At 55.4% G+C, this 24,777-nt stretch carries 21 protein-coding genes and 3 riboswitches; of the genes, 17 read left to right on the forward strand and 4 right to left on the reverse strand.

Annotation, left to right across the window (positions count from 1 at the left end):
- Nucleotides 1–21 precede the first annotated feature (21 nt).
- The 3 genes from AC6I6N_RS03330 (at nt 22) to AC6I6N_RS03340 (ending at nt 2,185) form a co-directional block, all read left to right on the forward strand.
- Nucleotides 22–378: a flagellar protein FlhE gene (locus AC6I6N_RS03330; protein ID WP_497943219.1), complete on the forward strand. Its 357-nt coding sequence runs from the start codon at nt 22–24 to the stop codon at nt 376–378.
- Nucleotides 379–519: 141 nt separating this feature from the next.
- Nucleotides 520–1,335, forward strand: a complete 816-nt coding sequence (locus AC6I6N_RS03335) for a motility protein A (protein ID WP_009454185.1) — start codon at nt 520–522, stop codon at nt 1,333–1,335.
- Nucleotides 1,336–1,339: 4 nt separating this feature from the next.
- A complete protein-coding gene (locus AC6I6N_RS03340; protein WP_497943220.1) occupies nt 1,340–2,185 on the forward strand; it encodes an OmpA/MotB family protein in 846 nt (281 codons plus the stop codon).
- 77 nt (nt 2,186–2,262) lie between these two features.
- Here the strand turns inward: AC6I6N_RS03340 and AC6I6N_RS03345 are convergent, their stop codons facing one another.
- Nucleotides 2,263–3,702 carry a sodium:solute symporter family protein gene (locus AC6I6N_RS03345; RefSeq protein ID WP_094198340.1) on the reverse strand — a complete coding sequence of 480 codons (1,440 nt, stop codon included), beginning with the start codon at nt 3,700–3,702 and terminating at the stop codon, nt 2,263–2,265.
- A 141-nt stretch (nt 3,703–3,843) separates the two neighbouring features.
- A riboswitch (TPP riboswitch) is annotated at nt 3,844–3,951 on the reverse strand.
- A gap of 66 nt (nt 3,952–4,017) precedes the next feature.
- Nucleotides 4,018–4,115, forward strand: a riboswitch (TPP riboswitch).
- Nucleotides 4,116–4,165: 50 nt separating this feature from the next.
- On the opposite strand from AC6I6N_RS03345, the gene AC6I6N_RS03350 reads away from it, so the two are divergent.
- The 4 genes from AC6I6N_RS03350 to AC6I6N_RS03365 all read left to right on the forward strand — a co-directional run bounded on the left by AC6I6N_RS03350 (nt 4,166) and on the right by AC6I6N_RS03365 (nt 8,129).
- Nucleotides 4,166–4,948 (forward strand): 3-oxoacyl-ACP reductase, encoded by a 783-nt coding sequence (locus AC6I6N_RS03350; RefSeq protein ID WP_121738899.1) that lies wholly within the window; start codon nt 4,166–4,168, stop codon nt 4,946–4,948.
- Nucleotides 4,945–6,237 carry an LLM class flavin-dependent oxidoreductase gene (locus AC6I6N_RS03355; protein WP_497943221.1) on the forward strand — a complete coding sequence of 431 codons (1,293 nt, stop codon included), beginning with the start codon at nt 4,945–4,947 and terminating at the stop codon, nt 6,235–6,237. The genes AC6I6N_RS03350 and AC6I6N_RS03355 overlap by 4 nt, the downstream gene beginning before the upstream one ends.
- 152 nt (nt 6,238–6,389) lie before the next feature.
- Complete coding sequence (locus AC6I6N_RS03360) at nt 6,390–7,139, forward strand: SDR family NAD(P)-dependent oxidoreductase (RefSeq protein WP_121738901.1); 750 nt, start codon at nt 6,390–6,392, stop codon at nt 7,137–7,139.
- 58 nt (nt 7,140–7,197) lie between these two features.
- A riboswitch (FMN riboswitch) is annotated at nt 7,198–7,342 on the forward strand.
- Between the two features lie 151 nt (nt 7,343–7,493).
- Nucleotides 7,494–8,129, forward strand: coding sequence for a riboflavin synthase subunit alpha (locus AC6I6N_RS03365; RefSeq protein ID WP_094196649.1), 636 nt, complete (start codon nt 7,494–7,496; stop codon nt 8,127–8,129).
- 45 nt (nt 8,130–8,174) lie between these two features.
- Here AC6I6N_RS03365 and AC6I6N_RS03370 read toward each other — a convergent pair whose 3' ends face one another.
- Nucleotides 8,175–8,753 (reverse strand): AAA family ATPase, encoded by a 579-nt coding sequence (locus AC6I6N_RS03370; RefSeq protein ID WP_094196650.1) that lies wholly within the window; start codon nt 8,751–8,753, stop codon nt 8,175–8,177.
- On the opposite strand from AC6I6N_RS03370, the gene AC6I6N_RS03375 reads away from it, so the two are divergent.
- From AC6I6N_RS03375 to AC6I6N_RS03420, 10 genes are all read left to right on the forward strand, one after another.
- Nucleotides 8,704–8,943: a hypothetical protein gene (locus tag AC6I6N_RS03375; protein WP_497943397.1), complete on the forward strand. Its 240-nt coding sequence runs from the start codon at nt 8,704–8,706 to the stop codon at nt 8,941–8,943. The two genes, AC6I6N_RS03370 and AC6I6N_RS03375, sit on opposite strands and share 50 nt — an antisense overlap.
- A gap of 3 nt (nt 8,944–8,946) precedes the next feature.
- A complete protein-coding gene (locus AC6I6N_RS03380; protein ID WP_497943398.1) occupies nt 8,947–9,111 on the forward strand; it encodes a hypothetical protein in 165 nt (54 codons plus the stop codon).
- Between the two features lie 251 nt (nt 9,112–9,362).
- Nucleotides 9,363–10,802 carry an aspartate ammonia-lyase gene (locus tag AC6I6N_RS03385; protein ID WP_497943222.1) on the forward strand — a complete coding sequence of 480 codons (1,440 nt, stop codon included), beginning with the start codon at nt 9,363–9,365 and terminating at the stop codon, nt 10,800–10,802.
- Between the two features lie 50 nt (nt 10,803–10,852).
- The gene (locus AC6I6N_RS03390) at nt 10,853–12,175 is read left to right on the forward strand and encodes a dicarboxylate/amino acid:cation symporter (RefSeq protein WP_497943223.1); all 1,323 of its coding nucleotides are present in this window, start codon (nt 10,853–10,855) and stop codon (nt 12,173–12,175) included.
- A gap of 99 nt (nt 12,176–12,274) precedes the next feature.
- Nucleotides 12,275–14,056 carry an ATP-binding protein gene (locus AC6I6N_RS03395; protein ID WP_497943224.1) on the forward strand — a complete coding sequence of 594 codons (1,782 nt, stop codon included), beginning with the start codon at nt 12,275–12,277 and terminating at the stop codon, nt 14,054–14,056.
- Nucleotides 14,041–15,375 carry a sigma-54-dependent transcriptional regulator gene (locus AC6I6N_RS03400; protein ID WP_497943225.1) on the forward strand — a complete coding sequence of 445 codons (1,335 nt, stop codon included), beginning with the start codon at nt 14,041–14,043 and terminating at the stop codon, nt 15,373–15,375. The genes AC6I6N_RS03395 and AC6I6N_RS03400 overlap by 16 nt, the downstream gene beginning before the upstream one ends.
- 120 nt (nt 15,376–15,495) lie before the next feature.
- Nucleotides 15,496–16,419, forward strand: coding sequence for a LysR family transcriptional regulator (locus AC6I6N_RS03405; protein ID WP_497943226.1), 924 nt, complete (start codon nt 15,496–15,498; stop codon nt 16,417–16,419).
- Nucleotides 16,420–16,685: 266 nt separating this feature from the next.
- A complete protein-coding gene (gene tcuA / locus AC6I6N_RS03410; RefSeq protein ID WP_108727468.1) occupies nt 16,686–18,071 on the forward strand; it encodes an FAD-dependent tricarballylate dehydrogenase TcuA in 1,386 nt (461 codons plus the stop codon).
- 32 nt (nt 18,072–18,103) lie between these two features.
- Nucleotides 18,104–19,294, forward strand: coding sequence for a tricarballylate utilization 4Fe-4S protein TcuB (gene tcuB, locus AC6I6N_RS03415; RefSeq protein WP_497943227.1), 1,191 nt, complete (start codon nt 18,104–18,106; stop codon nt 19,292–19,294).
- Between the two features lie 67 nt (nt 19,295–19,361).
- Nucleotides 19,362–20,339, forward strand: coding sequence for a Bug family tripartite tricarboxylate transporter substrate binding protein (locus AC6I6N_RS03420; RefSeq protein ID WP_094196657.1), 978 nt, complete (start codon nt 19,362–19,364; stop codon nt 20,337–20,339).
- A gap of 240 nt (nt 20,340–20,579) precedes the next feature.
- Here the strand turns inward: AC6I6N_RS03420 and AC6I6N_RS03425 are convergent, their stop codons facing one another.
- Complete coding sequence (locus AC6I6N_RS03425; RefSeq protein ID WP_108727469.1) at nt 20,580–23,705, reverse strand: tetrathionate reductase subunit A; 3,126 nt, start codon at nt 23,703–23,705, stop codon at nt 20,580–20,582.
- A gap of 37 nt (nt 23,706–23,742) precedes the next feature.
- Complete coding sequence (nrfD, locus tag AC6I6N_RS03430; RefSeq protein WP_094196659.1) at nt 23,743–24,774, reverse strand: NrfD/PsrC family molybdoenzyme membrane anchor subunit; 1,032 nt, start codon at nt 24,772–24,774, stop codon at nt 23,743–23,745.
- Nucleotides 24,775–24,777 lie beyond the last annotated feature (3 nt).

Genomic DNA, 24,777 nt, shown 5'->3' on the forward strand with positions numbered 1-24,777 from the left:
ATCGTAGGAAGTACTCCCGCAATGGGGCACAAGGCGTCGCTAGCCTGGGATGGGGAGCAACTTAGCGAGGCCATCACAACCAGCTCTCCACGTACTCAGCAACGCTTTATGCCTCCAGAGTCCATACGTTCGCAGGCCCGTGCGCTTGGCAAGGTGGAACTCAGCTACGACCATAACGGCCGGGCCATTCTGAAAAGTCGCCTGTGTTTGCAAGGTGGAGCCTGTGTGGACATGAACGGTTCGGTACTTAGCACCAGAGCCTTTGCTGGTCAGGATGCGCGTTATGGTTTTGTGTTGGAGCATGAAGTCTGGAGTTGGGCGGGCAGCACCGAGGCGGTTCGAGTGCGGGCATCGATTCGGGTGAATTACCAGCGTTAGCTTTACGCGCCCGCGCCGCTTCCTAATAAACGATTTAATTTCATTTGGGTTTGATCTATCTCAAGGTGCTAGCCTAAAGAAACCCGCTGTACTGCCGATATGTAGTTCTGATGCCCATCGGGCCATAACCAGGACTTGTGCATGAACCCCTCTACTCTGATCGGCATCGTAGCCAGCGTGCTGCTGTTTGCCGTGATCTTGTTTTTTACGGCAGAAAACCCCGCCTTGTTTGTGGACCTGCCCAGCTTAGCTGTTGTGCTGGTAGGTACGTTGGCGGCGACGTTTATCAGCTACCCGTTAAGCGAAGTTGTCCGTATTTTTGGCCTGATCGGGACGGTGCTGCGTAACGAACGCCTGTACACCCAACAGGATATGGATGAGCTGATCAATATTTCCCGTTTGTGGATGATGGGTGATATTCGTGCCGTTGAAGAGGCGCTGGAAAAAGTAGCCAACCCGTTTTTGAAAACCGGTGTTCAACTGGTCATTGACCGAGCTCCCCAAGAAGATATTGAAGATCTTTTGCAATGGCGCATCAGCCGTTTGCGTGCCCGTGAGCATGCAGAAGCGCAACTCTTCCGTTTGATGGCCAGCTTCGCGCCTGCTTTCGGCATGGTCGGTACGCTGATTGGTCTGGTTAATTTGATGTTCTTGCTGGGCGATGGCGACATTACCTCTATTGGTCAGCAAATGGCGCTGGCTTTGATGACGACGTTCTACGGTGTGCTGCTCTCCAATCTGGTGTTCAAGCCTGTGGCCGTGAAGCTGGAGCGCCGTACCGAGCAGCGCGTGGTTTTGATGAACATGATCATGCAAGGGGTATCCATGATGAGCCAGCGCCGTGGCCCGGCTTTGATGCGCGAAACACTCAATTCCTTCATGGCCCAGTATCAGGACGAGATCAATGACCGGGGTGGCCGCGACGATGACGCGGACCCGGCTCCGGAGCGAGGTTGATCCCATGGGAAACATGGAGCAGGACCTGACCCTGGGTGAACTGGCTGACCGTCAGAAAGCCTTGCAAAAAGAGCTGGAACAAGCCCGGGGAGCCAAGATCGAACAGCAACTGGCCAGCAATCTGGGCAGCCGCCGTCGCAGCCGCCCCTGGAATGATCCGGGGCTGGCCGTACCCGAGGAGGAAGAGGCCTGGCTGACCACCTATCTGGATATGATGACCTTGTTGCTGGTCTTGATGATTGTGATGCTGTCCTTTGCAGGCAAGCGGGTACAAACGGCGGCGCAGGGGCAAGGGCAGGGAGGTGCGACGGTCGTTGCACAAGCGGGCAAAGACGGAGCCGGTTTGTTGCCCGCAGGCGCGGGCCTGTTTCCCGAGTCCGGCCTGGGTGAGGGGCACGGTAAAGGCAATCACGGTCTGGATCTGGATGGCTTGGGTGACAACATTGATGTGGTCATGAACGATCAGTCTGTGAGCTTCCGTATCAACAGCGAGATTCTGTTCAACTCGGGCGGTGCGGATCTGGGCTTGGAGGGTTTGACGGTGCTACGTCAATTGGCTGAAGTATTGCAAAAATCCACCCACCCGATTGTGATTGAAGGCCATACGGATTCGGTGCCCATTCGCAGCTATCGCTACCCTTCCAACTGGGAACTGTCCGGTGCACGTGCGGGCAGTGTGGTGCGTTACATGGAAGCCAATGGCATTGGCAGCCAGCGCCTGAGCGCGGTCGGTTATGCCGATACACGCCCCTTGGGGGACAATGCGACACAGCAAGGACGCGCAACGAATCGACGGGTTGAAATCATTGTGCAAACTCCTCAAACACAGCCTGAAAGTCCCGTCCAATAAGCCTTTACAACAAAACCCCGGTTTGCGACTGACAAACCGGGGTTTTTGTTTTGAACTTGAATCCAGTGTGTTCGGATTTAGTCCAGAACACGTGTGGAGGAGGCCAGGGTGCCCAAATCGAACTTGGGCAGATGGCGACGCAGAGGCATGATTAACACGCTGATCAGCACCGGCACAATGGCGGCCAGCAAGAAGGATTCCAGCAAGTAATCCATCGGGCCATTGGGGCGTGGGAACACGGCCAGACCGGCCACCAGGCCGCCCAGGGTGCTGAGGGTGGCGGTAAAGCCATCGTAGCGGCGGCTATACAAACCAAAGAACACGGGGAAAGCGGCTGCCGAACACAGCAAGTCTGCCAGCAGGAACAGGTACAGCACACTGAAACCTTGCGAGGACGCGTACAGCACAGGGATGGAGCAAACCCAGATCAGGGACCGCGCCAGACTCATCATTTGAGCGGTATTGCGATGGGGCATGATCCGGCCCAGATCCACCGCAATCAGGCTGGAAACAGCACTGATGGCGGTATCGGCACTGCTCATGACCAAGGACAGGCCCAAAGGAATCAGCAGTACCAGAAACCAGACCGGTACGTGCGGCAAAATAACGTTGAACAAGGCGACGGAGCTGTCACCGGTGGAGCCCAGGCCCACAAAGGCCAGACCAAATAAACCCATCAAAAAGATGAAAGGGGCGACAAACAGGCCACCGAGCAAAAAACCGCGACGCATGGACTGCGTGTCTTTGGCGGCATAGATGCGCTGCCAGTTGCCCTGGTGAAACAGGCCGGTCAGCAAGATGGCCACAAAGAAGGTCAGCCCGGCCTTGATACCGACCGGGTCGCCAAGCTCGATCAGGCGCGGCGCCTCCAGCTTCACGCTGTCAAACAATTGCACCGGACCCCCTACGGCTTGCCAACCAAACATGATGATCAGAAACAGCATGGGCAGGATTACAAGCATCTGTACCTTGTCGGTAAAGATGGACGCGCGCAGTCCGCCATAAGACGTGTAGATCAGCGTGGCCAGCAGCACAATACCGGCGGTGACCCACAGGGGGATAGGGGCAATCAAGGTAATCATCTTGGACATGGCGGTGATTTCAGCCGTCATGGAGATGAACATGTAAAACAACATGATGAGCAGGGTCAGCGCATACATAGGGCGACCGTAGCGGGCAATGACAAACTCGCTCAGGCTGTGGCCGCGTGGCAGCAGCTCGCGCATGCGTTTGCCCAGCGGAATCATGGCCAGGCGGGGCGACATGGAACCGAGGGCATAGCCGATGACGGCGCTCAATCCTCCCCAGGTGGCGGCCTGCGCGGGTGAGAACAGGATCCATGCGCCCAGCGAAGAAGCCAATAAAGTCAGAATGGTAGCGACGGAACTTTGACTATTGCGAGCCACCACAAAGTCTTCAAGAGAATTTTTGTAGTGGCGGGCGTATAGCACCCCGGCCAGAGCAAAAGCCGCAGAAAAAACGATCAGCCACAGGAGGGTGGCGGTTTGGTCCAGCATGAGATCTCCCCAAAAACCTGTTTGAACAGGCACAAACCGGCCAAGCTGGCGGGATGCCAGGGCAGGGCGCAGAAAAATGGAGGGATTGAAATGGGGCGTGTGAGCTGATGAATGCACCGCACAGACAAGAGCGGGCAGGCTGCCAGGCCGCGTTTCCTTTCCCTTCGCCGGCATGATCCGGATCAGGTTCTAAGGGTTACCGCTTGAATGCGGAGTCTCAGCCCGTTAAGGACTCCCCCAGGAACAGGTTCAAAGAGTAGGAGAGCTTCTTTCAAATGTCAATGATACGGTCTAGGCCAATTTATGCTATGGTCTGGCTGCGGCACGGGGTGTCCTTCTTGGAAAGGGCTGAGATAAAACCCGTCGAACCTGATCCAGCTCATACTGGCGAAGGGATGTCCGAATCCATAGACCTGCGTCTGAACCGGGCCGACATCCTCGCCGAATTCTTGCAAGGAGTCTCATGTCTGTGGAACACGTCTCGGAACTCTCCCAACAACTTGTTCTGGTCACCGGCGGCGCACGCGGCCTGGGGGCTTGCCTGGTACGTGCGTTTGCGCGTCAGGGCGCGAAAGTTGTCATCAATTACCTGAAAAGTGAAGCAGCCGCTCAGGCGCTGGCGGATGAGTTCCCGCAGCAATGTCTGGCCGTGCAAGCGGACGTGACGGATGCGACGGCGGTGCAAGCTTTGTTTGCCAAAGCCCAGGCGCATTTTGGCCAGCCTATCACTACGGTCGTCAATAACGCGTTGCCTGAATTTTCTTTCAACGGCGATGCTCGTCCCCATGCCGATACGCTGACGTGGTCGCAACTGAACCAGCAACTGGAAGGCATTGTGGGCGGTGCCTTGAACACCACACAGGCGGCATTGCCTGGTATGAAGCAAGCGGGCTTTGGTCGCATCATCAATATCGGTACGAACCTGTTCCAGAACCCTGTTGTGCCCTATCACGATTACACGGCCGCCAAGGCGGCGTTGTTGTCCATGACGCGTACCTTGTCGCACGATCTGGGGCCCGATCAGATTACTGTGAACATGATTTCTGGCGGTTTGCTGCGTACAACCGATGCGTCCGCGGCTACGCCCGAGGCCGTGTTTGACTTGATTGCGGCCAGCACACCGTTGCGCCGTGTGACTACGCCTGAGGAGTTCGCCGATGCCGCTTTGTTCTTTGCCGGTCCGTGGGCTCGGGCAGTCACTGGGCAGAATTTGGTGGTGGACGGTGGATTGGTGAAAAACGGATGAGGCAGCTGCACTTCAATTTATTCATTATGGGCTGCGGGCATCACAAAGCAGCCTGGCGTCATCCCGATTCGCAGGTAGAACGCCTCGGCGATGTCCGGTTTTACGAAGAACTGACCCAGATCGCCGAGCGTGGCAAGCTGGACGCCATATTCTTTGCCGATGGCCAATCCAGCGATAACGTGTCTGACGGTCCGCGCTGGTTTTTGGAACCCTTGACCATGATGGCCGCCCTGGCGCGAGCCACCGAGCATATCGGCCTGATCAGCACCGTTTCCAGCACTTTCTACACGCCTTTTGTGGCAGCGCGCATGTTGTGCTCCCTGGATCATGTGTCCAAGGGGCGAATGGGCTGGAACGTGGTGACATCCATGTTTGATTCGGAAGCACGTAATCACGGCTACGAAGCCATGCCCGACCATGCCTGGCGCTATGCACGGGCTGAAGAGTTTGTTGAGACTTCGCTGAAGCTGTTCGACTCCTGGAGCGACAGTGCCTTGGTGATGGACAGGCAGGGCGATTATGCCAAGGTAGATCAGGTGCGTCAGATCCTGCATAAGGGCGATCACTTCCTGGTCGATGGGCCCTTGACCTTGCCGCGCTCACCACAAGGACAGCCTGTTCTGTTTCAGGCCGGTGCCTCTGAGCAAGGCCGGGATTTGGCCGCGCGCAAAGCTGAAGCGATTTATGCCGTGGCGTATGACTTGCCCTCGGCCCAATCCTATTACCGCGACATCAAACGACGCGTGCGGGAAACGGGGCGGGGCGTGGATGTGCCCGTGATGCCAGGCCTGGTGACCTATGTGGGCTCTACCATGGAAGAGGCGCGTCGCAAGCAGCAGGAACTGGATGAACTCTTGCCCGCCGAGACGTCCTTGCGCCAGTTGGGCATGTTCGTCGGTCAGGATTGCATGGACTGGGAACTGGATGCGCCGGTACCGCCACTGCCTCCTTTGGAGAGCTTCAAGGGCCCCAAAGGGCGTTATGCCACCATGCTGCGCATTGTTGAAATAGAAAAACCAACGGTTCGTCAATTGCTGGGTCGTATTGCTGCCGGTGGTGGTCATTGCACCATGGTCGGTACGCCAGAATCCATTGCTGATCAGATTGAGCAATGGTGGCGCAATGAAGGCGCGGATGGTTTTAACCTGATGCCGCCTTCCTTGCCCAATGGTATTCGAGACTTTGTTGAGCAGGTGATACCTGTTCTGCAAAAACGCGGTCTGTTCCGCCATGAGTACGAGCACAGCACTTTGCGTGGACACCTGGGGCTGGAGCGTCCTGCAGCCTGACCTTGGGATGAGAAAAAAGCGGGCATGTCCATTGCTGGATTTGTCCGCTTTTTCCCTAGGGGGAAGGGGCTACGAAGTTCCTGAAGTTTGCTATCCTTAATGCTTTAATTGTCGCCTGCTTAACGAGCAGCGAGCTGTATAGGGATCGCACTATGAAAACCGCCGTTGTCACCGGGGCCTCCTCAGGGTTTGGGGCCGCTCTTGCTCGTAAATTGGTATCTGAAGGGCACACCGTGCTGGGTCTGGCGCGCCGTCAGGACAAGCTGGATGCCCTGGCCGCCGAGCTGGGCGAGCGGTTTGTACCGGTCAGTGTGGATTTGACCGATCGTGCGCGTGCTGAGGCAGTGTTGGCGGATCTGACGGCTCGTTATCCCCATATCGACGTGCTGATCAATAACGCCGGTTTGGCGCTAGGCGTGGACAAGGCGCAAGACGCCAAGATGGATCAGTGGGATACCATGGTGGCTACCAATATCAGCGCGTTGCTGCATATTACGCACGCTTTGCTGCCAGGTATGGTCAAGCAGAACAAGGGCCATATCATCAATCTGGGCTCGACGGCGGGCGAATACGCTTACGCCGGCGGCAATGTGTACGGCGCTACCAAGGCATTTGTGCATCATCTGGGCCTGAATCTGCGTGCCGACCTGTCGGGTACGGCAGTGCGTGTCTCTACTGTGGCTCCTGGCCTGTGTTCCGGCACGGACTTCTCCGCCGTGCGTTTGGGCGATAAAGACAAAGCCGCTGCGCTTTACCAGAACGTGGATGCGCTGACGCCTGAGGATATCGCCAACACCATTACCTGGATCATGAATGCGCCTGCCCATATGAACGTCAACTACATCGAGTTGATGCCTGTGGCGCAAAGTTTTGCCGGCTTAAGTGTGCATCGCCAGGCTTGAGCTTGGCGACTGGGCTTGGGTCTGGCTTGATTAGACTTGGGCTCCGGTCTTACACTGCAACCGTCTTCAGGGCGGGGTGAAATTCCCCACCGGCGGTAAGGGATTCGTTCCCCAGCCCGCGAGCGATCTCCCCCTGGGAAAGATCAGCAGATCAGGTGCAAAGCCTGGGCCGACGGTCAGAGTCCGGATGAAAGAAGATGAAGCCTCGCTGCCTTGTGATCAAGGCAGCGAGGTGTTTTATTGCTGCCCGGAGGACGCATTGTTTAATCAAGGATGCGTTCAAATGAAAAATCTGAAAATCTCCCCTGCATTAGCCACTGGTCTTTTGCATGAATGTTGCGAAGGAGTGTGCTGATGTATACCGGAATTGTTAAAGCGGTTCGTCCTCTTACCGCGGTCAAGGCCGAGCTGGGCCGTACCGAGTTTGAAATCGATTTCACCGACGAGCTGCTGGTGGATCTGCAACTGGGTGCCAGTGTCAGCGTGGAAGGCACCTGCCTGAGCGTAACCAGTATCAGCGGCCCTAAAGTCACTTTTGATGCGATCCCTGTCACGCTGGAGCGCACGAATCTGGGCACGCTTAAAACAGGTGATCTGGTCAATATCGAGCGCTCGGCCAAGCTGAACGAGGAAATAGGCGGCCATGTGATGGCTGGCCATATCGCAACGACCGCAGAGGTGCTTGAATTGAGCATTACCGAGGCGGGTAACCGTCTGCGTTTCCGTGTACCAGAAGAGTGGGCGAAGTACGTGTTCCCACGCGGTTTTCTGGGCGTTAATGGCTGCAGCTTGACCGTGGCGGATGTGGAGGATGGCATTGTGACCATCAACCTGATCCCCGAAACCTTGCGCCAGACAACGTTCTCCCGCTACAAGGTGGGCGATCGCCTTAATATCGAGGTGGACCAACAGACGGTGGTATTAGTCGATGTGCTGGAGCGTACGGTGGCCGGTACCTTGTCGCGTGTGATGCCTGGTTTGAAAAACTGAACAAGGCTCGAGACCATATCAGTAAAAAGAAGGGCTGCTGGCCGATTAAGGCTGACAGCCCTTTTTTACTGCCTTGCGCTCCTTGTATGGAGCGGTCGTGCCTAGGGTATTGAGCACAAAATCAGCGCGCTTTTGGACTGTTGTCTTGGGAAGAATGCTCACTTGGTAGCCCAACAAAGGGTAGATACGCGTCAAGCGTTCGTACTCATGCAAAGCCGCGTTGATATCATGCCGGCGTTCCGGGTCCTGCTTATAAATCTGTGGCCAGGGCGGCGTTAAAAACACCCGAGGATGGTAGGGGTAAGCGCGACTGACCGCCTCCAGCAAGGGATGGCCTCTTAATTCTTGTAACGCGGCTGCCGCATCAATCAGGCCACGATCAAAAAACACCCACGAACCATCTTGAGCTGCGGTCACGTAGTCTGTTTGGGCAATCTTGAGCGCCTCTTGCAGAAAGGCCTCCAGATCCAGCCAGGGTAGAGCAGAGCCTTGGATGGCCAACTGTTCCTGAACAATACGTCGCCCAGGCTCTTGAATCACGGTATGCCCACGTTTTTGGAGCTCGGCTAACAAAGTGGACTTACCACCGCCGGAGCAACCTGAAATAAGGACGAAAGAATGCATAAAGAAATGCAGATCAATAAAAGAAAATAAGAACTTGGAAAAGCTGGGGCGAACCCCGAAGCTACGAAGAAGGGAAGAAGGGAAGAAGGGAAGAAGGGAAGAAGGGAAGAAGGGAAGAAGGGAAGAAGGGAAGAAGGGAAGAAGGGAAGAAGGGAAGAAGGGAAGAAGGCTTAGTTTAAGGCAGGGATGAGAAATGATGAACCCCGATCCCCTTGTGGGTGTACACAAACATCTAACCCGCCTATCTTCAAGGCATCCAACAAAGAAAATAAATGCAATTAACGGAAAAGAATTCCAAACATTGAAAAAAAGTATCCAACAAAAAGAGGGGCGATTTTGGGAGAAAACCGCATGGTAATACAGCCGGATAAAACCCACAGCCGCACAGTCTGATGACTTCTGTTCGGGTTTCCGTCTTTTTTGGGCTTGCCGTGTTCGGAAATCCGAACAGAAGGGAGCGTATTGTCAGTGTCTCTACAATCAGTGCACAAAAAATGGCTTGTTTTTCAATAGGCTAGTGCAATCCGCTGTTGTTGGCACAGTTGTTGCTTTTAACTCCGGTACAACAACCCCAATTTTTGGGGCCCTACATAAAAACGGAGAGATGACATGACTGATTGCACCGCAACGGCTCACACGCGCCTGGAAAAAGACTTGCTAGGAACTCGGCCCGTACCTGACTCGGTGTATTTTGGCGTTCACACCCTGCGAGCCGTTGAAAACTTCGATATTACGGCGACACCTATTTCAAACTATCCCGATTTGATTCGTGCCCTGGCACAGATCAAAGCATCCGCCGCGCAGGCTAACCACGCGCTGGGAGCATTGGATGCCGTCAAGAAAGAAGCGATTGTGCAGGCATGCCGAGAAATTGAGTCCGGCCAGCATCACGACCATTTTGTGGTGGATGTGATCCAAGGTGGTGCGGGAACCTCTACCAATATGAATGCGAACGAGGTGATCGCTAACCGTGCGCTGGAGATTTTGGGTCATGAGCGAGGGCAATACGCTTTTCTTCACCCCAATGAGGATGTCAATCTGGGGCAGTCGACCAATGATGTATACCCCACCGCCTTGAAGCTAGCTGCCTATCAGGGCGCTGCCCGTTTATTGACCGCCTTGGAGTACTTGCAGCAAGCGTTCGAGAGCAAAGCTCACGCTTTCAAAGAGCTATTGAAAATGGGGCGAACACAACTGCAAGAAGCGGTCCCTATGACCCTGGGGCAAGAGTTTGCGGTTTACGCCGGCATGATTGCCAAAGATCGCCTTTGCCTGACCGAGGCCATGCAAGAGCTGTGTGAAATCAATCTGGGTGCGACCGCGATTGGCACGGGTATCAATACCCATCCTCGCTATGCCAAACTGGTCACGCGTCAATTGTCCTCAAACACGGGGATCAGCCTGCGCAGCGCCCCCAATCTGATCTTGGCCACCCAGGACTGCAGCGCTTTTGTGCAATTGTCCAGCGCGTTGAAACGGATTGCCGTCACGCTGTCCAAGACCTGCAACGACCTGCGTCTACTATCGAGCGGCCCACGCGCTGGCATTGGCGAGATCAATTTGCCACCACGCCAAGCGGGCTCCTCCATCATGCCGGGCAAAGTCAATCCCGTCATTCCGGAAGCGGTCAGCCAGATTGCCTTTGAAGTCTTTGGCAATGATGTGACTGTCTCCTTTGCGGCCGAAGCAGGACAGCTTCAGCTCAACGCGTTTGAACCCATTATTGCGCACAGCCTCTACAAGAGCCTGCGTCACCTGCAACGCGGATGCATGATTCTGGCCGACTACTGCGTGGAAGCGATCACCGCCAATCCTCAGCGCCTGGCAGACAGTGTCAGCCAATCCATCGGATTGGTTACGGCGCTTAATCCGTTGATTGGCTACGCCGCAGCCACCGACATTGCCAAGCAGGCGCATGAAACCGGCAAAGGGGTGGCCGAGCTGATTCTGGAGCAGGGCTTGTTAAGTGCGAACGAGCTGGCTCAGGCCTTGCGGCCTGAACTGCTGATCGCGCCACGCACCGTGAACGAATTTGAGCAAACTCTTTAATTAAAAAAAACTGACAGGCCCGCGCACGGACCGACAAGGGAGATAAGCATATGAAGCTGAATAAGCAAACCACATGGATTCTGATTGCCATGGCATTGGGTGTGGTGGTGGGGTATATCTGCCACAAAATGGCCGATACCCCTGAACAGGCTCATGCCATTGCCAGCTACTTTGGCATGGTGACGGATATGTTTTTGCGCTTGATCAAAATGATCATTGCGCCGCTGATTTTCGCCACGCTGGTTGCCGGTATGGCCAGCATGGATGATGCAGCGACTGTTGGCCGTATCGGTGGCCGTGCCGTGGGCTGGTTCCTGTTGGCGTCGCTGGTATCGCTGACGGTAGGGCTGATTTTTGCCAATATTTTTCAGCCTGGCGCCAATGTCGGCATTCCCTTGCCGGCTGAATCCGCGCACTTGGGAGTGGATACCTCGGCACTGAACCTGAAAACGTTTTTGACTCACGTTGTGCCACGTAACTTTTTTGAGTCCATGTCCAAGAACGAGATTTTGCAAATCCTGGTGTTCTCGGTATTTTTTGGACTGGCCTTGGGGAAAGTGCGTGGCAATCCCCAGGCAAACACCCTCGCACAAACTATCGAGGGCGCTGTGCCGGTGATGCTGACGGTAACCAACTACGTCATGTACTTTGCGCCACTGGGGGTGTTTGCAGCCGTGGCCAATATCATCACGACGGAAGGGCTGGGTATTTTGGCGGTCTATGGCAAGTTTCTGGGCAGTTTTTATGCCACCTTGGTGGTGTTGTGGTTGATTTTGCTTGCTGCCGGATTTCTGGTGCTCAAGGGTCGGGTATTCACGCTGTTCAAAGAAATCCGTCAACCCATGTTGCTGGGTTTTTCCACCGCCTCCAGTGAAGCGGCCTATCCGCGTCTGATGGAAAAGCTGGAAGTGTTTGGTGTACGCAAGCGCGTTATCGGCTTTGTCCTGCCGCTGGGCTACTCCTTTAACCTGGATGGCTCCATGATCTACACCGCTTTTGCCGCTTTGTTTATCTCACAGGCGTATGACGTGCCGCTGACCTTGCAACAGCAGATTATTATGCTGCTGGTGTTGATGATCTCCAGCAAAGGTATCGCCGGTGTGCCACGCTCCGCGCTAGTCGTGGTGGCCGCGGTTTTACCGATGTTTGGTCTGCCTGAGGCTGGTGTACTATTGATCATGGGCATTGATCACTTTCTGGACATGGGCCGCACCGCGACAAATGTATTGGGTAACGGCATTGCCACAGCCGTTGTCGCTAAATGGGAAGGTGCCATCGATGCGCCCGACGAGGCGGACAGCAGGGCGGCAGGCTCATCGCAGCCCCGGCCCGAGGAGGCACCCCCGGCAAGCTCAGCGCCTGTCATTGCCTGACACCCCTCCTGTCTGGGTAGCGGCTGTTTACTACAATCCCGTGTCAGTGGCCGCTACGTTTTTATGCATTTGCTCCGATTTTTTCGTCTTCAGAAAGTCTTGCTGTTGCTGACATTGATTGTGTCACTGGCTGCCATAGCGGGCATGGTGGCTTACCGTGTTGGCGAAGCGCTTGGACTGGCCAGTTTGCAGGGCTCAGCGCGACAGCGTCTGAATTTGTATGCGTTGACATTGCGTCACGAAGTCGAGAAGTACGAGTATTTACCCAAGATGCTGGAGCTGGATCAAGCGGTGGTGGGGCTGCTGGAGCGTGGCACCCAGTCCTCGCTTGAGGTTAGCCGTCATCTGGAGCGCTTGAACGAGCGCGCCAAGACCCGCGTGATTTACATCCTTGGACGCCAGGGGCACGTTCTGGCGACCAGCAACTGGCAACAGGCCGACAGTTATCTGGGGGAAGACCTCTCTTATCGCCATTATTTTTCCGAGGCACGCCAAGGGCGGCCTGGTTTCTTCTTTGGCGTTGGAACCACTCGGGGCGAGGCAGGCTATTACATCTCCGCACCCATCTCGCTGGCAGGGCATGTCATGGGGGTGGCCGTCATCAAGGTGGACCTGGATCGTTTACAGGATTCCTGGACCCATGCACAAGCGCCGGTGATCGTTTCCGATCACTATGGTGTGGCGATCTTGTCCTCCGTACCCGCCTGGAAATTTACGGCAAATCAGCCCCTGACTGAAGATGTGCAGCAGTACCTGCGCGAGACTCGCCAGTACAACGGTTTACCGATTGCGCCACTGGATCTGCTGACCCAAAAAGTGCTGAGCCGAGATGCGCAATTAGTGTCTTGGTCTGGGACCGGGACAGAGTCGGAGACAGAGGATCAGGTTCGCGGACTTTTTCTGGCTCAGACACTTCCGTTTGGTGCTAACGGCTGGACTTTGACGCTGTTTTTGCCCACCGATCTGGTCTATGCCATGGCTCGCCTGTACGCAGGCCTGGCCGCCTTGGGGATCATGTCCTTTTTTGTGATGTTGATCAGTTGGTATTTGCGCCGGCAGCAACAGCGTGATCGGGCTCTTGCACGCTTGCAACTGGAGCGGGCCCATGCTCAGCTTGAACGCAAAGTGGAGGAGCGTACCCGCACGTTGGAAGAGACTCAGGCCGGCTTGATTCACGCAGGCAAACTGGCCGTCATTGGACAATTGTCTACTGGCCTGGCCCACGAGCTCAATCAACCCTTGACTGCGCTGCGTACCTTATCAGGGAACACCATCCGCTTCATGGAGCGCGGCGACCTGGATACGGTGCGCGCCAATTTGAAGCGCATCAATGATTTGGTGGACAGCATGGGCGCACTGACCTCACAACTCAAGCAATTTGCTCGCAAATCGCCCGGTCATTCGGGGCTGGCAGATTTGAACGCCATCATCGATCATGCCTTGCTGATCCTGGAACCCTCTATTAACCAACACCGCGCAACGATACATGTGCAATTGGCTGACGATGCGGGCAGGGTGCTGTGCAATCCCAACCGCCTTGAACAAGTCATTGTTAATTTACTGAGCAATGCGATTGATGCCGCGTCTACGCAAAACGCTCATCCCGTCGTTCAGATCAGCAGCCAGCGGCAAGGCCAGCAGGTGGCGATCCGGGTTCATGATAATGGCCCGGGATTAAGCGAGGAGGTGCGTTTGCATTTATTCGAGCCGTTTTTCACCACCAAAGACAGTGGTACCGGACTGGGCCTGGGTTTGGCCATTTCGATGAGTATCATCCAACATTGTGGGGGTCGCTTGACGGCAGATAACTTGCCAAGCGGTGGCGCCGTATTCACTATTGTGCTTCCCTTTCCTGGAGCAGAAAAATGTACGACGCACTGACGGTTCTTATCGTTGAAGACGATGCCAATGTACGTCTGGGTTGTAGCCAAACCTTGCAGCTTGAAGGCATTCGGGTGGAGCAGGCCGAGAGCGCAGAACAGGCCTTGCGCCTGCTGCACAATGGCTGGCCAGGCATTGTCGTGTCCGATGTACGTTTGCCGGGCGCCGATGGCATGAGCTTGTTGCAGCAATTGCAACATGTAGACAGCGATTTGCCTGTGGTGCTGATTACCGGCCATGGCGATGTATCAATGGCCGTTCAGGCCATGAAAATGGGGGCCTATGATTTCATCGAAAAGCCCTTTTCGCCCGAACATTTTGTACAAGTCGTATCGCGCGCCTTGGATAGGCGCCAAATGAGCTTTGAAATCAAAGCATTGCAGTGTCAATTGCAAGACAAGCAATCCATTGAAGCCCGTGTGCTGGGCAACTCTTCAGTCATGTCCAAGGTGCGTGAACTGATCTGCAATCTGGGCAATAGTGCTGCCGATGTACTCATTTTTGGCGAAACCGGCACCGGAAAAGAGCTGGTGGCGCGCTGTCTTCACGAGGTGGGACACACCAGTGAGGGCAATTTTGTGGCCGTCAACTGCGGCGCACTGTCCGACAGTCTGTTTGACAGTCAAATGTTTGGTCATGAAGCAGGCGCTTTTACGGGCGCCGGCAAGCGGGTAATCGGCAAAATCGAACATGCACATCAGGGTACGCTGTTTCTGGATGAAATAGAGAGCATGCCGATGGCCATGCAGGTCAAACTATTGCGCGTCTTACAGGAACGAACGCTGGAGCGACTGGGTTCGAATCAATCCATCGCCATCAATTGCCGGGTGATTGCGGCCACGAAAGTCGATTTGCTGGCGCAGGCTGATCAAGGCCAGTTCCGTCACGACTTGTATTACCGCCTGAATATGGCCACCTTGCCCTTGCCCCCCTTGCGTGAACGGCGCGAGGATATTGGCCTGTTGTTTGAACATTTTGCTTTGTTGGCGGCGGCCCGACATGGCCGCCCGGCTCTGGAGCCGGACTCCGAGCGCCTGCAGGCCATGCTGGCCTGGCATTGGCCAGGCAATGTGCGCGAGCTGCGCAATTTTGCGGACCGTTGCGTGCTGGGAGTCAACAGCGCCTTGCCCGGTCAGCAAGCTGCGCCAGGAACGGTGCCGACCTCCCTGGTCCAAACGGTGGAAGCGGTCGAGCGTGCCTTGATCGTCGAGGCCCTGAGACGACATCAACATAATTTGACCCGTGCCGGACAGGAGTTGGGCATCGCCAAAAGCACGCTGCACGATAAGATCCGCAAGTATGGTTTGTCAGCGTCCTAATGTCTTTCTCTTCGAGTTCCTGTTTGTGCCGATGGGGCCTGTCATTGTCAGGATAAGCAGCTCTTTGTCTAATTGATCTATGATCAGAGCTTTCGTCCTACTTTTTTATGGCGTTCTATCATGGAGCTGCGTCAGCTGCGGTATTTCTTGCGTGTAGTGGAGTTGGGCAGCATGGGTAAGGCCGCCCAAGATCTGGGTATTGTCACTTCAGCGCTCAGCCAGCAAATCAGCCGCCTGGAAGGGGAGCTATCGGTGCGCCTGTTACAGCGCACATCGACAGGTGTGGTCCCTACCGCCGCCGGCTTGGCTTTTCGTCAAGAAGCTCAATTGGCGTTGAGACACACCGATAATGCCGTCCTGGCGGCGCAGGCCGCTCGGCTGTCTGGGCAGGTCACGGTAGGTCTGGCTCCGACCACCGGTTCGGTCCTGGCGGTCCCTTTTCTCAGTGCCATGAAGCAGCGCTATCCCGATGTGCGGGTGCATCTGATCGAAAGCTTATCGGGCAATCTGTCTCAAATGCTCAATCGACGCCAGATTGACTTAGGGGTGGTGTTCCATACGGCAGGGCATCACTCCTGGAGTGCGCAAGCTATTCTGGATGAACGCCTGTTTCTTATCATCCACCCCAATCAACGCCGCTTGTTGCCTGAGGGGCACTCGTTAACGCTGGGTGATATTGCCAATCTGCCACTTGTCATGCCCAGTGCCTCCCACGGCTTACGTGCTTTGCTGAATGCCGAATTTTTCCGCGAAGGCACTGAGGCCAATGTGGTGGTGGAGATTGACGGCCTGGCCTTGCTAATGGATGTGGTGTGCTCTGGCTACGCCGCAACGGTTCAACCTGGCGCGGCGGTAGTTCGTAATCACAATCAACGTTTAGTGAGCTTGCCTTTAGCGCATGAAACCCTCAAACGCCGCAACCTGATCGCCAGCTTATCCGACGAAGAATTAGCACCAGCGGGGCTGGCGGCCCGGATCGTGCTGGCCGATGTTATGCGCTCGCTGGTGCAGCAATCACGCTGGCCAGGAGCCACGCTACTGTGAAACAGATACGTTTCCTCAGAAAGCGGTAGCCCTTGGCCCCCTTTGTTGCTCACCCGTTTTAGCTGTGCCCACACCCATTTACGCTGGAGCGTGTTGTCGCGTTGCTTACTAGACGAGGTCGACCTGTGCGCTTGGCCTTCACTTTTAGTGAACACCTATAGCCTTGGTCATACTGGCGTCGACAAGACCACATCCCTAAAGTAGACCCCGTTCCATATCGTGGCGAAACGCTTAAGCCACGAATAGCACACAGGAAACGGACAACAATGGTTGATGTACTTGTTATTGGAGGCGGCAACGCCGCATTGTGCGCAGCCCTCTCAGCCCGAGAGGCAGGGGCACGTGTTCTTTTGCTGGAAGCTTCTCCCCGTGAGTGGCGAGGAGGCAATTCGCAACACACCCGTAATTTGCGTTGTATGCATGATGCGCCGCAAGATGTCCTGGTCGATGCTTATCCAGAGGAGGAATTCTGGCAAGACTTGCTCAAAGTGACAGCCGGAAAAACGAATGAGCATCTGGCCCGCTTAGTCATTCGCACGACGAGCACCTGTCGCAACTGGATGCGCAAGCACGGTGTCAACTTTCAGCCTCCGCTCTCAGGCGCCTTGCATGTGGCGCGCACCAATGCTTTTTTCATGGGTGGCGGTAAAGCCCTGATAAATGCCTATTACCGCAGTGCTCAAGCCCTGGGGGTGGACATTCGCTATAACGCGCCTGTTGATCGGCTGGAAATAAAGGACGGTCAATTTGTAGCAGCGTGGTGCGGCGAACAACGTATCCAGGCACGAGTCTGCGTATTAGCGGCGGGCGGCTTTGAATCCAACCGTCAATGGTTACGGGAGGCCTGGGGACAAAACGAGCTTGGAGAGTGGCCTTCGGATAACTTCCTGATTCGTGGCACACGTTTTAATCAAGGCGTGTTATTGCGCCATATGATCAACGATCACAAAGCAGACCATATCGGCGACCCAACCCAGGCACATATGGTGGCAATTGACGCACGAGCCCCGTTGTATGACGGGGGTATCTGCACCCGCATTGACTGCGTATCCCTAGGGGTCGTGGTTAACCGTCAAGCCAAGCGATTCTATGACGAGGGTGAAGATTTCTGGCCCAAACGTTACGCGATTTGGGGACGTTTGGTCGCCCAACAAGCGGGCCAAATTGCGTATTCGATCATAGACAGTAAGGCGATTGGTCGATTCATGCCCCCGGTTTTTCCTGGCCAAAAGGCTGAAACATTGCCCGAGCTGGCCCGCAAACTGGGTCTGGACGAGGTGGCGTTCCAGAAAACCCTGAATGATTACAACAAAGCCTGCCAGGTCGGGAAGTTTGATCACACATCGCTGGACGACTGTCACACCCAAGGTATTGCGCCTGCCAAAACGCACTGGGCCTTGCCGATTGATACCCCCCCGTTTTATGGCTATGCCTTGCGCCCAGGTGTGACATTTACCTACCTGAGCCTGCTCACCGACGAAACAGCTGCCGTACGTTTTGACAATAAACCTAGCCGCAATCTGTTTGTTGCCGGCGAGATGATGGCGGGCAATGTGCTGGGGCAAGGCTATACAGCAGGAGTGGGAATGTCGATTGGTACAACCTTTGGCTGCATTGCAGGCACACAGGCTGCACAGGCGGCCAGACAATGAAAACGCTGTTGCGCCCTGATCCCGAGACTCCCATGAAATCACTTCAAGCATTAATAAATGATGCATGCAACACCGAGTTGCACGCACACTCGCCCAGTCCCACGGTGCACTACACAAGAAATGAACAGGAGGTCGATCGCATCATGACGATCTGTAATGCCTGTCGTTACTGTGAGGGCTTTTGCGCGGTCTTTCCCGCGATGACACGCCGTTTGATGTTCGAGCCAGCGGACGTGCATTACCTGGCAAATTTATGCCATAACTGCGGGGCGTGCCTGCATGCTTGCCAATACGCAGCGCCTCACGAATTTGCGGTCAATGTTCCGCAAGCGATGGCCAAGGTTCGTGCCCAAACCTATACCCAGTATGCCTGGCCAAAGAGGCTGGGCAAGCTCTACGAGCGCAACGGCTTGGTGATGTCGATTGCGTTGACCTTGGGGTTGGCCTTGTTCCTGATTTTGGCGTTGGCGCTCAACGGTACGCTCTGGGACGCAGCATTGGCTGGAGATTTTTACAATCTATTCCCGCATAACCTGTTGGTAGGCATGTTTGCGCCCGTGTTCCTGTTTGCGGTCTTTGCCTTAGGCAAAGGGGTGCATGGTTTTTGGGTAGAAATCACTCCGGTCACCAGTGGCGCACCTGTCAGCAGGACGGCTGCCGCCGAGGCGACCCATTCGGTGCTCAAGCTCAAGTACCTGGATGGGGGGCATGGGAAGGGATGCCATAACGAGGATGACGCCTACACCTTGTCGCGCCGCCGATTTCATCACCTGACCTTTTATGGCTTCATGCTGTGCTTTGCTGCAACCAGCCTGGGCACGATCTACCACTATCTATTCGATATGGTAGCTCCGTACGATTTCCCCAGTCTGCCCAAACTGCTGGGATCGGTGGGAGGGGTGAGCCTATGTATCGGCACGGCCGGCTTGGGCTATCTGAACGTGCGTCGCGACCCGGCACAGGGCGATCAGCAACAAAAGCCGATGGATCTGGGTTTTATTGCCTTGCTGTTTTTGATTAGCGCCAGCGGACTGGCCCTATGGCTGGCCCGTAGCACACCCGCGATGGGTTTGTTGTTGTGCTTGCATCTCGGAGCAGTGATGGCGCTTTTTGCCACCTTGCCTTATGGCAAGTTTGCACACGGTATTTTCCGCAGCGCATCGCTATTGCGCCATGCCATAGAGAGGCGGCAGCCAAACCCCATTCGTGCCGGTGGCGACTGACCCTGTCGGGTTTAAAGCCTCCCTTTTTTCATCGCAACCATACTTATAACGACTCAAGAGGAGCATCATGCGTTTTCGTCCCTTTTCCTGTTTTGCCAGTGCCGCCTTATCAATCGGTTTGCTTGCCTCATCGGTGCAAGCACAGACATTTCCACCCCAAAAGTCGATTTCTTTAGTTGTCGGCTTCGCAGCCGGTGGCGCAGCCGATGCCGCTGCCCGCATGATTGCCAAAAAACTTGGGGACAACATCGGTCAGACTGTTGTTGTACAGAACAAAGCAGGCGCTGGCGGTATTTTGGCGCATCAGCAAGTGGCTAATGCTGATAATGATGGCTCGGTGTTGCTCTTGGGCTCCGTGGGGCCAATGACTATTTCTCCACACCTGATGAAAGTGCCTTACGACCCGTTCAAAGACCTGGCTCCTTTGTCGGGAGGTGTACATTTTCCCAACGTACTGGTTGTGCATAAAGGTATAGGAGCAAAAACCTTGAGCGAGTTTATTGAGCTTGCCAAGAGTGAGCCTGGTCTTATCGACTTTGCTTCTTCCGGATCAGGTTCTGCCTCACACTTGGCCGGAGAACTCCTTAACCAGCGCGCTGGAGTTGAAATGGTGCACGTCCCTTATCGTGGCGGCGGTCAAGCTTTGCAAGATCTTATCGGGGAACGGGTGGCTTCATACTTTGCGGCTCCACCGACAGCAGCCCCGCACATTAAGGTCGGTACCTTGATTCCATTAGCGACAACCGGTTTGGAGCGCTCTGCTGATATGCCAACGATTCCAACGGTGGCAGAGGCCGGCTACCCTGGTTTTATTGCACTAAATTGGTATGCATTCTTAGGGCCGGGAACGATGCCAGAGGACATTCAGGAGCGTTGGAATCAGGAGCTGGTCAAGGTATTGAACGATCCTGAAATACGTCAGTCCTTGCTGGACTATGGCTTAACTCCTCAGCCAACAAGCCGTGCCGAATTAACCCAGTTCATGGAACAGGAGTCAGCTCAGTGGCGAAAGACCATTCAAGAGCGTGGACTAAAAGGGGAGTAACAGTCCCTGTATCCATGAAGCTGAATGTGCGAATGCGGCTACGTTTGCGGCCGCACTCTTGAAAGCACAAACCATCCAGTTCATGAAATAGGTTCTTGGGGTAGAGGGCATCGCCTTGAAGACTGGCCTTTGCCATTGGGGGCACTCAAACTTGGGCCACTAAAGAAAGAGGCCGATTATCCCAAGGAATAATCGGCATCCTTATCCTTTAACAACGGTTTGATGCAGGTGTGGTTTTTTTTAAGCCGACAACTTCTCCACTCGGGCTGGCAGACCCTGTCGCACAGCAGCGCCAGAGACCCAGTCAATCCACACGTTGTCCTGCCCATCGCCACGGGTTGGATCGGCAAACCCCAATTCGTTCAGATTCACGCCTGCTGCCAGATCGTTCAGGTGGGGCATAGCCTCGCCATCGATCTGGTGCGAACGGGCCCCCAGCTCGGTATGACCAAAACCGTGCTCGATAGCGATGGCACCGCGCATGATACCGCCACGCACCAAAGCAACACCTTCAACCGCGCCGCCAGGTGTGCTGACACGAATACGGTCGCCGTTACGAATACCCATGTTTTTCGCATCATCCAGATTCAAGGAAATCGGGTTATGCGGGTGTACCTGGCGCAAACGTGACATGCCGATGGACATGGAGCTCATCAAATTGGATTTGTAGGAGCTCATCAGCAGCGGCCACTCTTGCTCAGAAAAGTGTTCGCGCATCGGGCTGCCGTCGGCTAGACGGGTTGGGTACCATGTGGGGCAGCCGCTCAAACGTTCACCCGTCATGGTGTGACGCATCTTGGCCAAGTCCTCATTCCAGATCTGCAAGGCGTTGTCGTAACGTTTTTTCAGTTGATTCCCTTTCCAGGCGTTTTCAACTCGGTCGAAGCGACCTCCGCGAGTCAGCAACATGGCCACTTTGCGCTGCTCTTCGGGATGCAGGCGCGCTTGCAGATCCGGGAAGAGGCGATCCACGCCTGTCATGCGCATATCGTCGTCGGATGCGTCGCCAACCGGGCGGCCAGCACCAAAAGCGATATTGGCCATGCCGCGCAGATAGAAATCCTCGGCGCGCAATAAGTCATGGGCATTGCCCGCCTTGTCTTTCAGAACGCCTTTACCAAAACCAGGTAACTCCAGACGCAAAGCCACGGCAAACAGGAAACTTTCCAGGTTGATGGGCTGGCCATCGGCCGTGCGATCCACACGTGGCTGCACCACTGGCCAACGTAGGGTGGAGGATTTGGCAATCACGTCGGCCCAAGGTGCCGACACCCCCCAGCTTTCGTACGTCACTGTGTCTGGCACGATGTAATCTGCATACGCGTTGGTCTCGTTGATGAACGGGTTTATCGAAATTGATAAAGGCAAAGCAGCGGGGTCTTTCAGTTTGTGCAGCAAGGCATTTTTAAAACCTGCAATGGCGTAGACCGGATTACTCATGTGATTAATCCAGACCTTGGCTGAATAGGGGTAGCCATTCAGACCTGAAGCAATCATTTCACTGCTCAAAGCCCCCACGGCGGGGTACCAGGGAGCAGGAGCCGGGTACAAGGCTTCACCATTCGCCTGACGACGCTTGAATTCGCTGGATTTTTCGTAAGCGAAGCGATGACGCGACAAGGACACGCCTTTAGCCGTCACTTTGCCAGGAAATTGTGCGAAGTTGTAGCGTGGGCCGGGGCCAAAAGGACCAAATGGGCCGGCATCCAGCACCAAACCACCTTTCAGATTCAGGTTGCCCACCAAGGTGTTCAACATGGCAATAGCGTAAGCCGTGTAGAAACCAGAACCGTTCATAGTGCCGCCGTGAGCGTCAGCCACGGCTTGGCGACCGTAGCTGGTAAATTCACGGGCCAGCTCGATCAGGGTTGCTTCTTCCATGCCGCAGCCTTTGGCGTACTCGGCAATGGATTTTTCCTGACTGCGCTCGCGCAGCATGTTCAACGCAGTACAGACGCGTACATCCTGGCCTTCCAGCTCAACACTACGGTCGACAAATAGCGTGGCGCGATCCAGATCGGTATGGGCGCGTAGCTCACCTTGTTCGTCCTGAACGATAAAGGGCGATTCAGTGCCTTCGGCCACTTCCCAACCCAGATCCGTGCCGCGCAAATAACGTCCAAAGCCAGGATGCTTGGGATCTGCAATTAATAAATGGCTGGCGTTAGTCCAGGAAGCCGTATTTTCGTCCTGCTCGGCAGGTGCGTGGGGCAAGGACAAGTGTTCTGCATCAAACCGCTCTTGTTCCAGAATCCAGCGCAACATGCCCATCACCAAAGACAAGTCGGTGCCGGGCAGAACAGGCTGCCAGCGGTTGCCACTGCCCGAGGCCAGACTGGACGAGGTGGGCAGAATCGGGGAAACAACCACGTACTTGAAGGTATTTTCAGGACGCGAACGGGCTTCGGCCAATTCACGGCCCTGACGCTGGAACGGGTTACCGGATTGAGCCGGTGCAGCGCCAATAAACAGGCCAAATCGGGCATTTTTCCAGTCAGGCTTGCCGTGAGGCAGCCCTTTAATGTCGTTCATGGCAGCCCCCGTTCCCACACGGAAACTTTGACCGCAATATGAACCGTGGTTACTGACGTTGACCGTGCCAAAGGCTTGCTCGGCAAAGCGTTTGAGCAGTGGTGTACGGCCTTCGTTCGCGGCATCGGTGAACAATAACTGGTTGGCCAGTGGGCCAAACTCGGGATTCTGTGGGTCAATCAGGGTTTCATGATCCCAAATGGCACGCAAACCGTCGACATGTCCTTCTTTGAACAGATCGCCACCTTCACAGACTTCTTCAATCAATTGCTCAAAGCTGATGCGCTCCCATTGGCCTGAACCACGGGGGCCGACACGCTTCAAAGGCGATAAAACACGGTAAGGACTGCTGTGCTGCTCCAGCATGGAAGCGCCACGGGCACAGGCACTGGCACGGCCTTCCAGGCCGTTTTCTCCGCCCAGCATGGCGTAAACCTCGCGTACGGGCTGCTCCATAGGAGCGGACTGCGTGGTTGCCAAAGGATGGTAAGGGTTGCCAGCGATACGCAGAATCTTGTTGTTCTCCGTATCAATACGTACGCGCACACCACACTGTGTCCAGCACCCCAAACAGCTGGAAGGGCTCACAATCTGGCCGGGTTGCGTATCAAGCAGGCCGGTAATTGGGTCAATACGGAACTCGGCCTGCAAGGAGTTGCCACGGGTGGCGTGGGCAGTTGGCGCTCCGGCTGTACCTTGGCCCAGACCTTGCACCGCCTTGACCACGGTGTCGCTATAACCTGCCGCAAACGCAGCCAGACCACCCACAGCGGCACCGCCGCGGGTCAATACCTGCCGACGCGACAGGTTAGGGGTTTCTTTTTTCTTGCTCATGACGATAAGTACCTGAAAGCTAGTGAGTCTGTGGGGCCTAGGCCGTCAACGTTGAACGGCGGGCCGGGAACAGAGAGAGCAGGGTGGTGCTGGCGGCGAGCAAGGCAATACACAAGCCCAGCACACCCAGCATTCCCAGCAGGCCATCGCTGCCTAAGGGCATGGTGTAGAGGTACAAACCAGCGCCGTATTTGGGCACACCTTGTACCGCCATGAAAATAATCCAGCGAAATACCCAGGCAGAGCCAAGCATGAAAGCAGCGCAGACCAAGCTGTACAGATTGCCTTGCAAGGTGCTGATCGGACGGCTGAGCATATACAGAAGCAGCAGACCGAAGGCAGAAGACCCCAGGAAACCCAAACGCCATACGGGGTAACTCTGGAATAGCTCCCAGGCAGTACCGAAAGAATGGCTGTAGCCCAACAGACCCGAACCCACCCAGAACAGAGCGACCACGATCAAGGTCAGAACCACGCCCAGAGACCAGCGGCGTACGTATTCCAGCGGTAAATTGGCTACGCCACCGGGCAAGAGACGAGCAACCAGCAAGATGGCTCCCAGACTGGCCAGAGCGGCCGTCAAGGCGAAGTTGATGGGCAGAAAGGCGGTGTTCCACAAGGGGCGCGAGCGCAGCACCATCACTTCAAAACCGCTGTAAACCAGAATCGACAAGGCCGACACCAGCAAAGCCAAGCTCAACCAGCGCCACAGAGCACGTTTGTTCAACCACCAAGCCAGCACATTGGCCACGGACAGACCGACGAACAGGGGCAGCAGGACGGCGCCCAGAGACATCCAGGACCAGGGAGTGAAGTAGGCGTAGAAATGCCAGAAACGACCCGGTTGGTGCAGGTCAGCCAGCAAGGACACAGGAGCGGCAATGCTGCTGCACAGCAGCACAATCATCAGCGCGGGTTCCAGACGGCGTAAGGCGCTGTCGCTGGACCAGGCGCAACGCCATACCCATACGGTGCTGGTGGCGGCCATACCGACCAGAAAAAAGTATTGAACTGCCCAAGGGAGCCAGGCAACCTCGTAGGCGGGGGTCAGAATTTCAATAATAGACATAGC

The organism is Alcaligenes sp. LTN-3, from assembly GCF_059735605.1.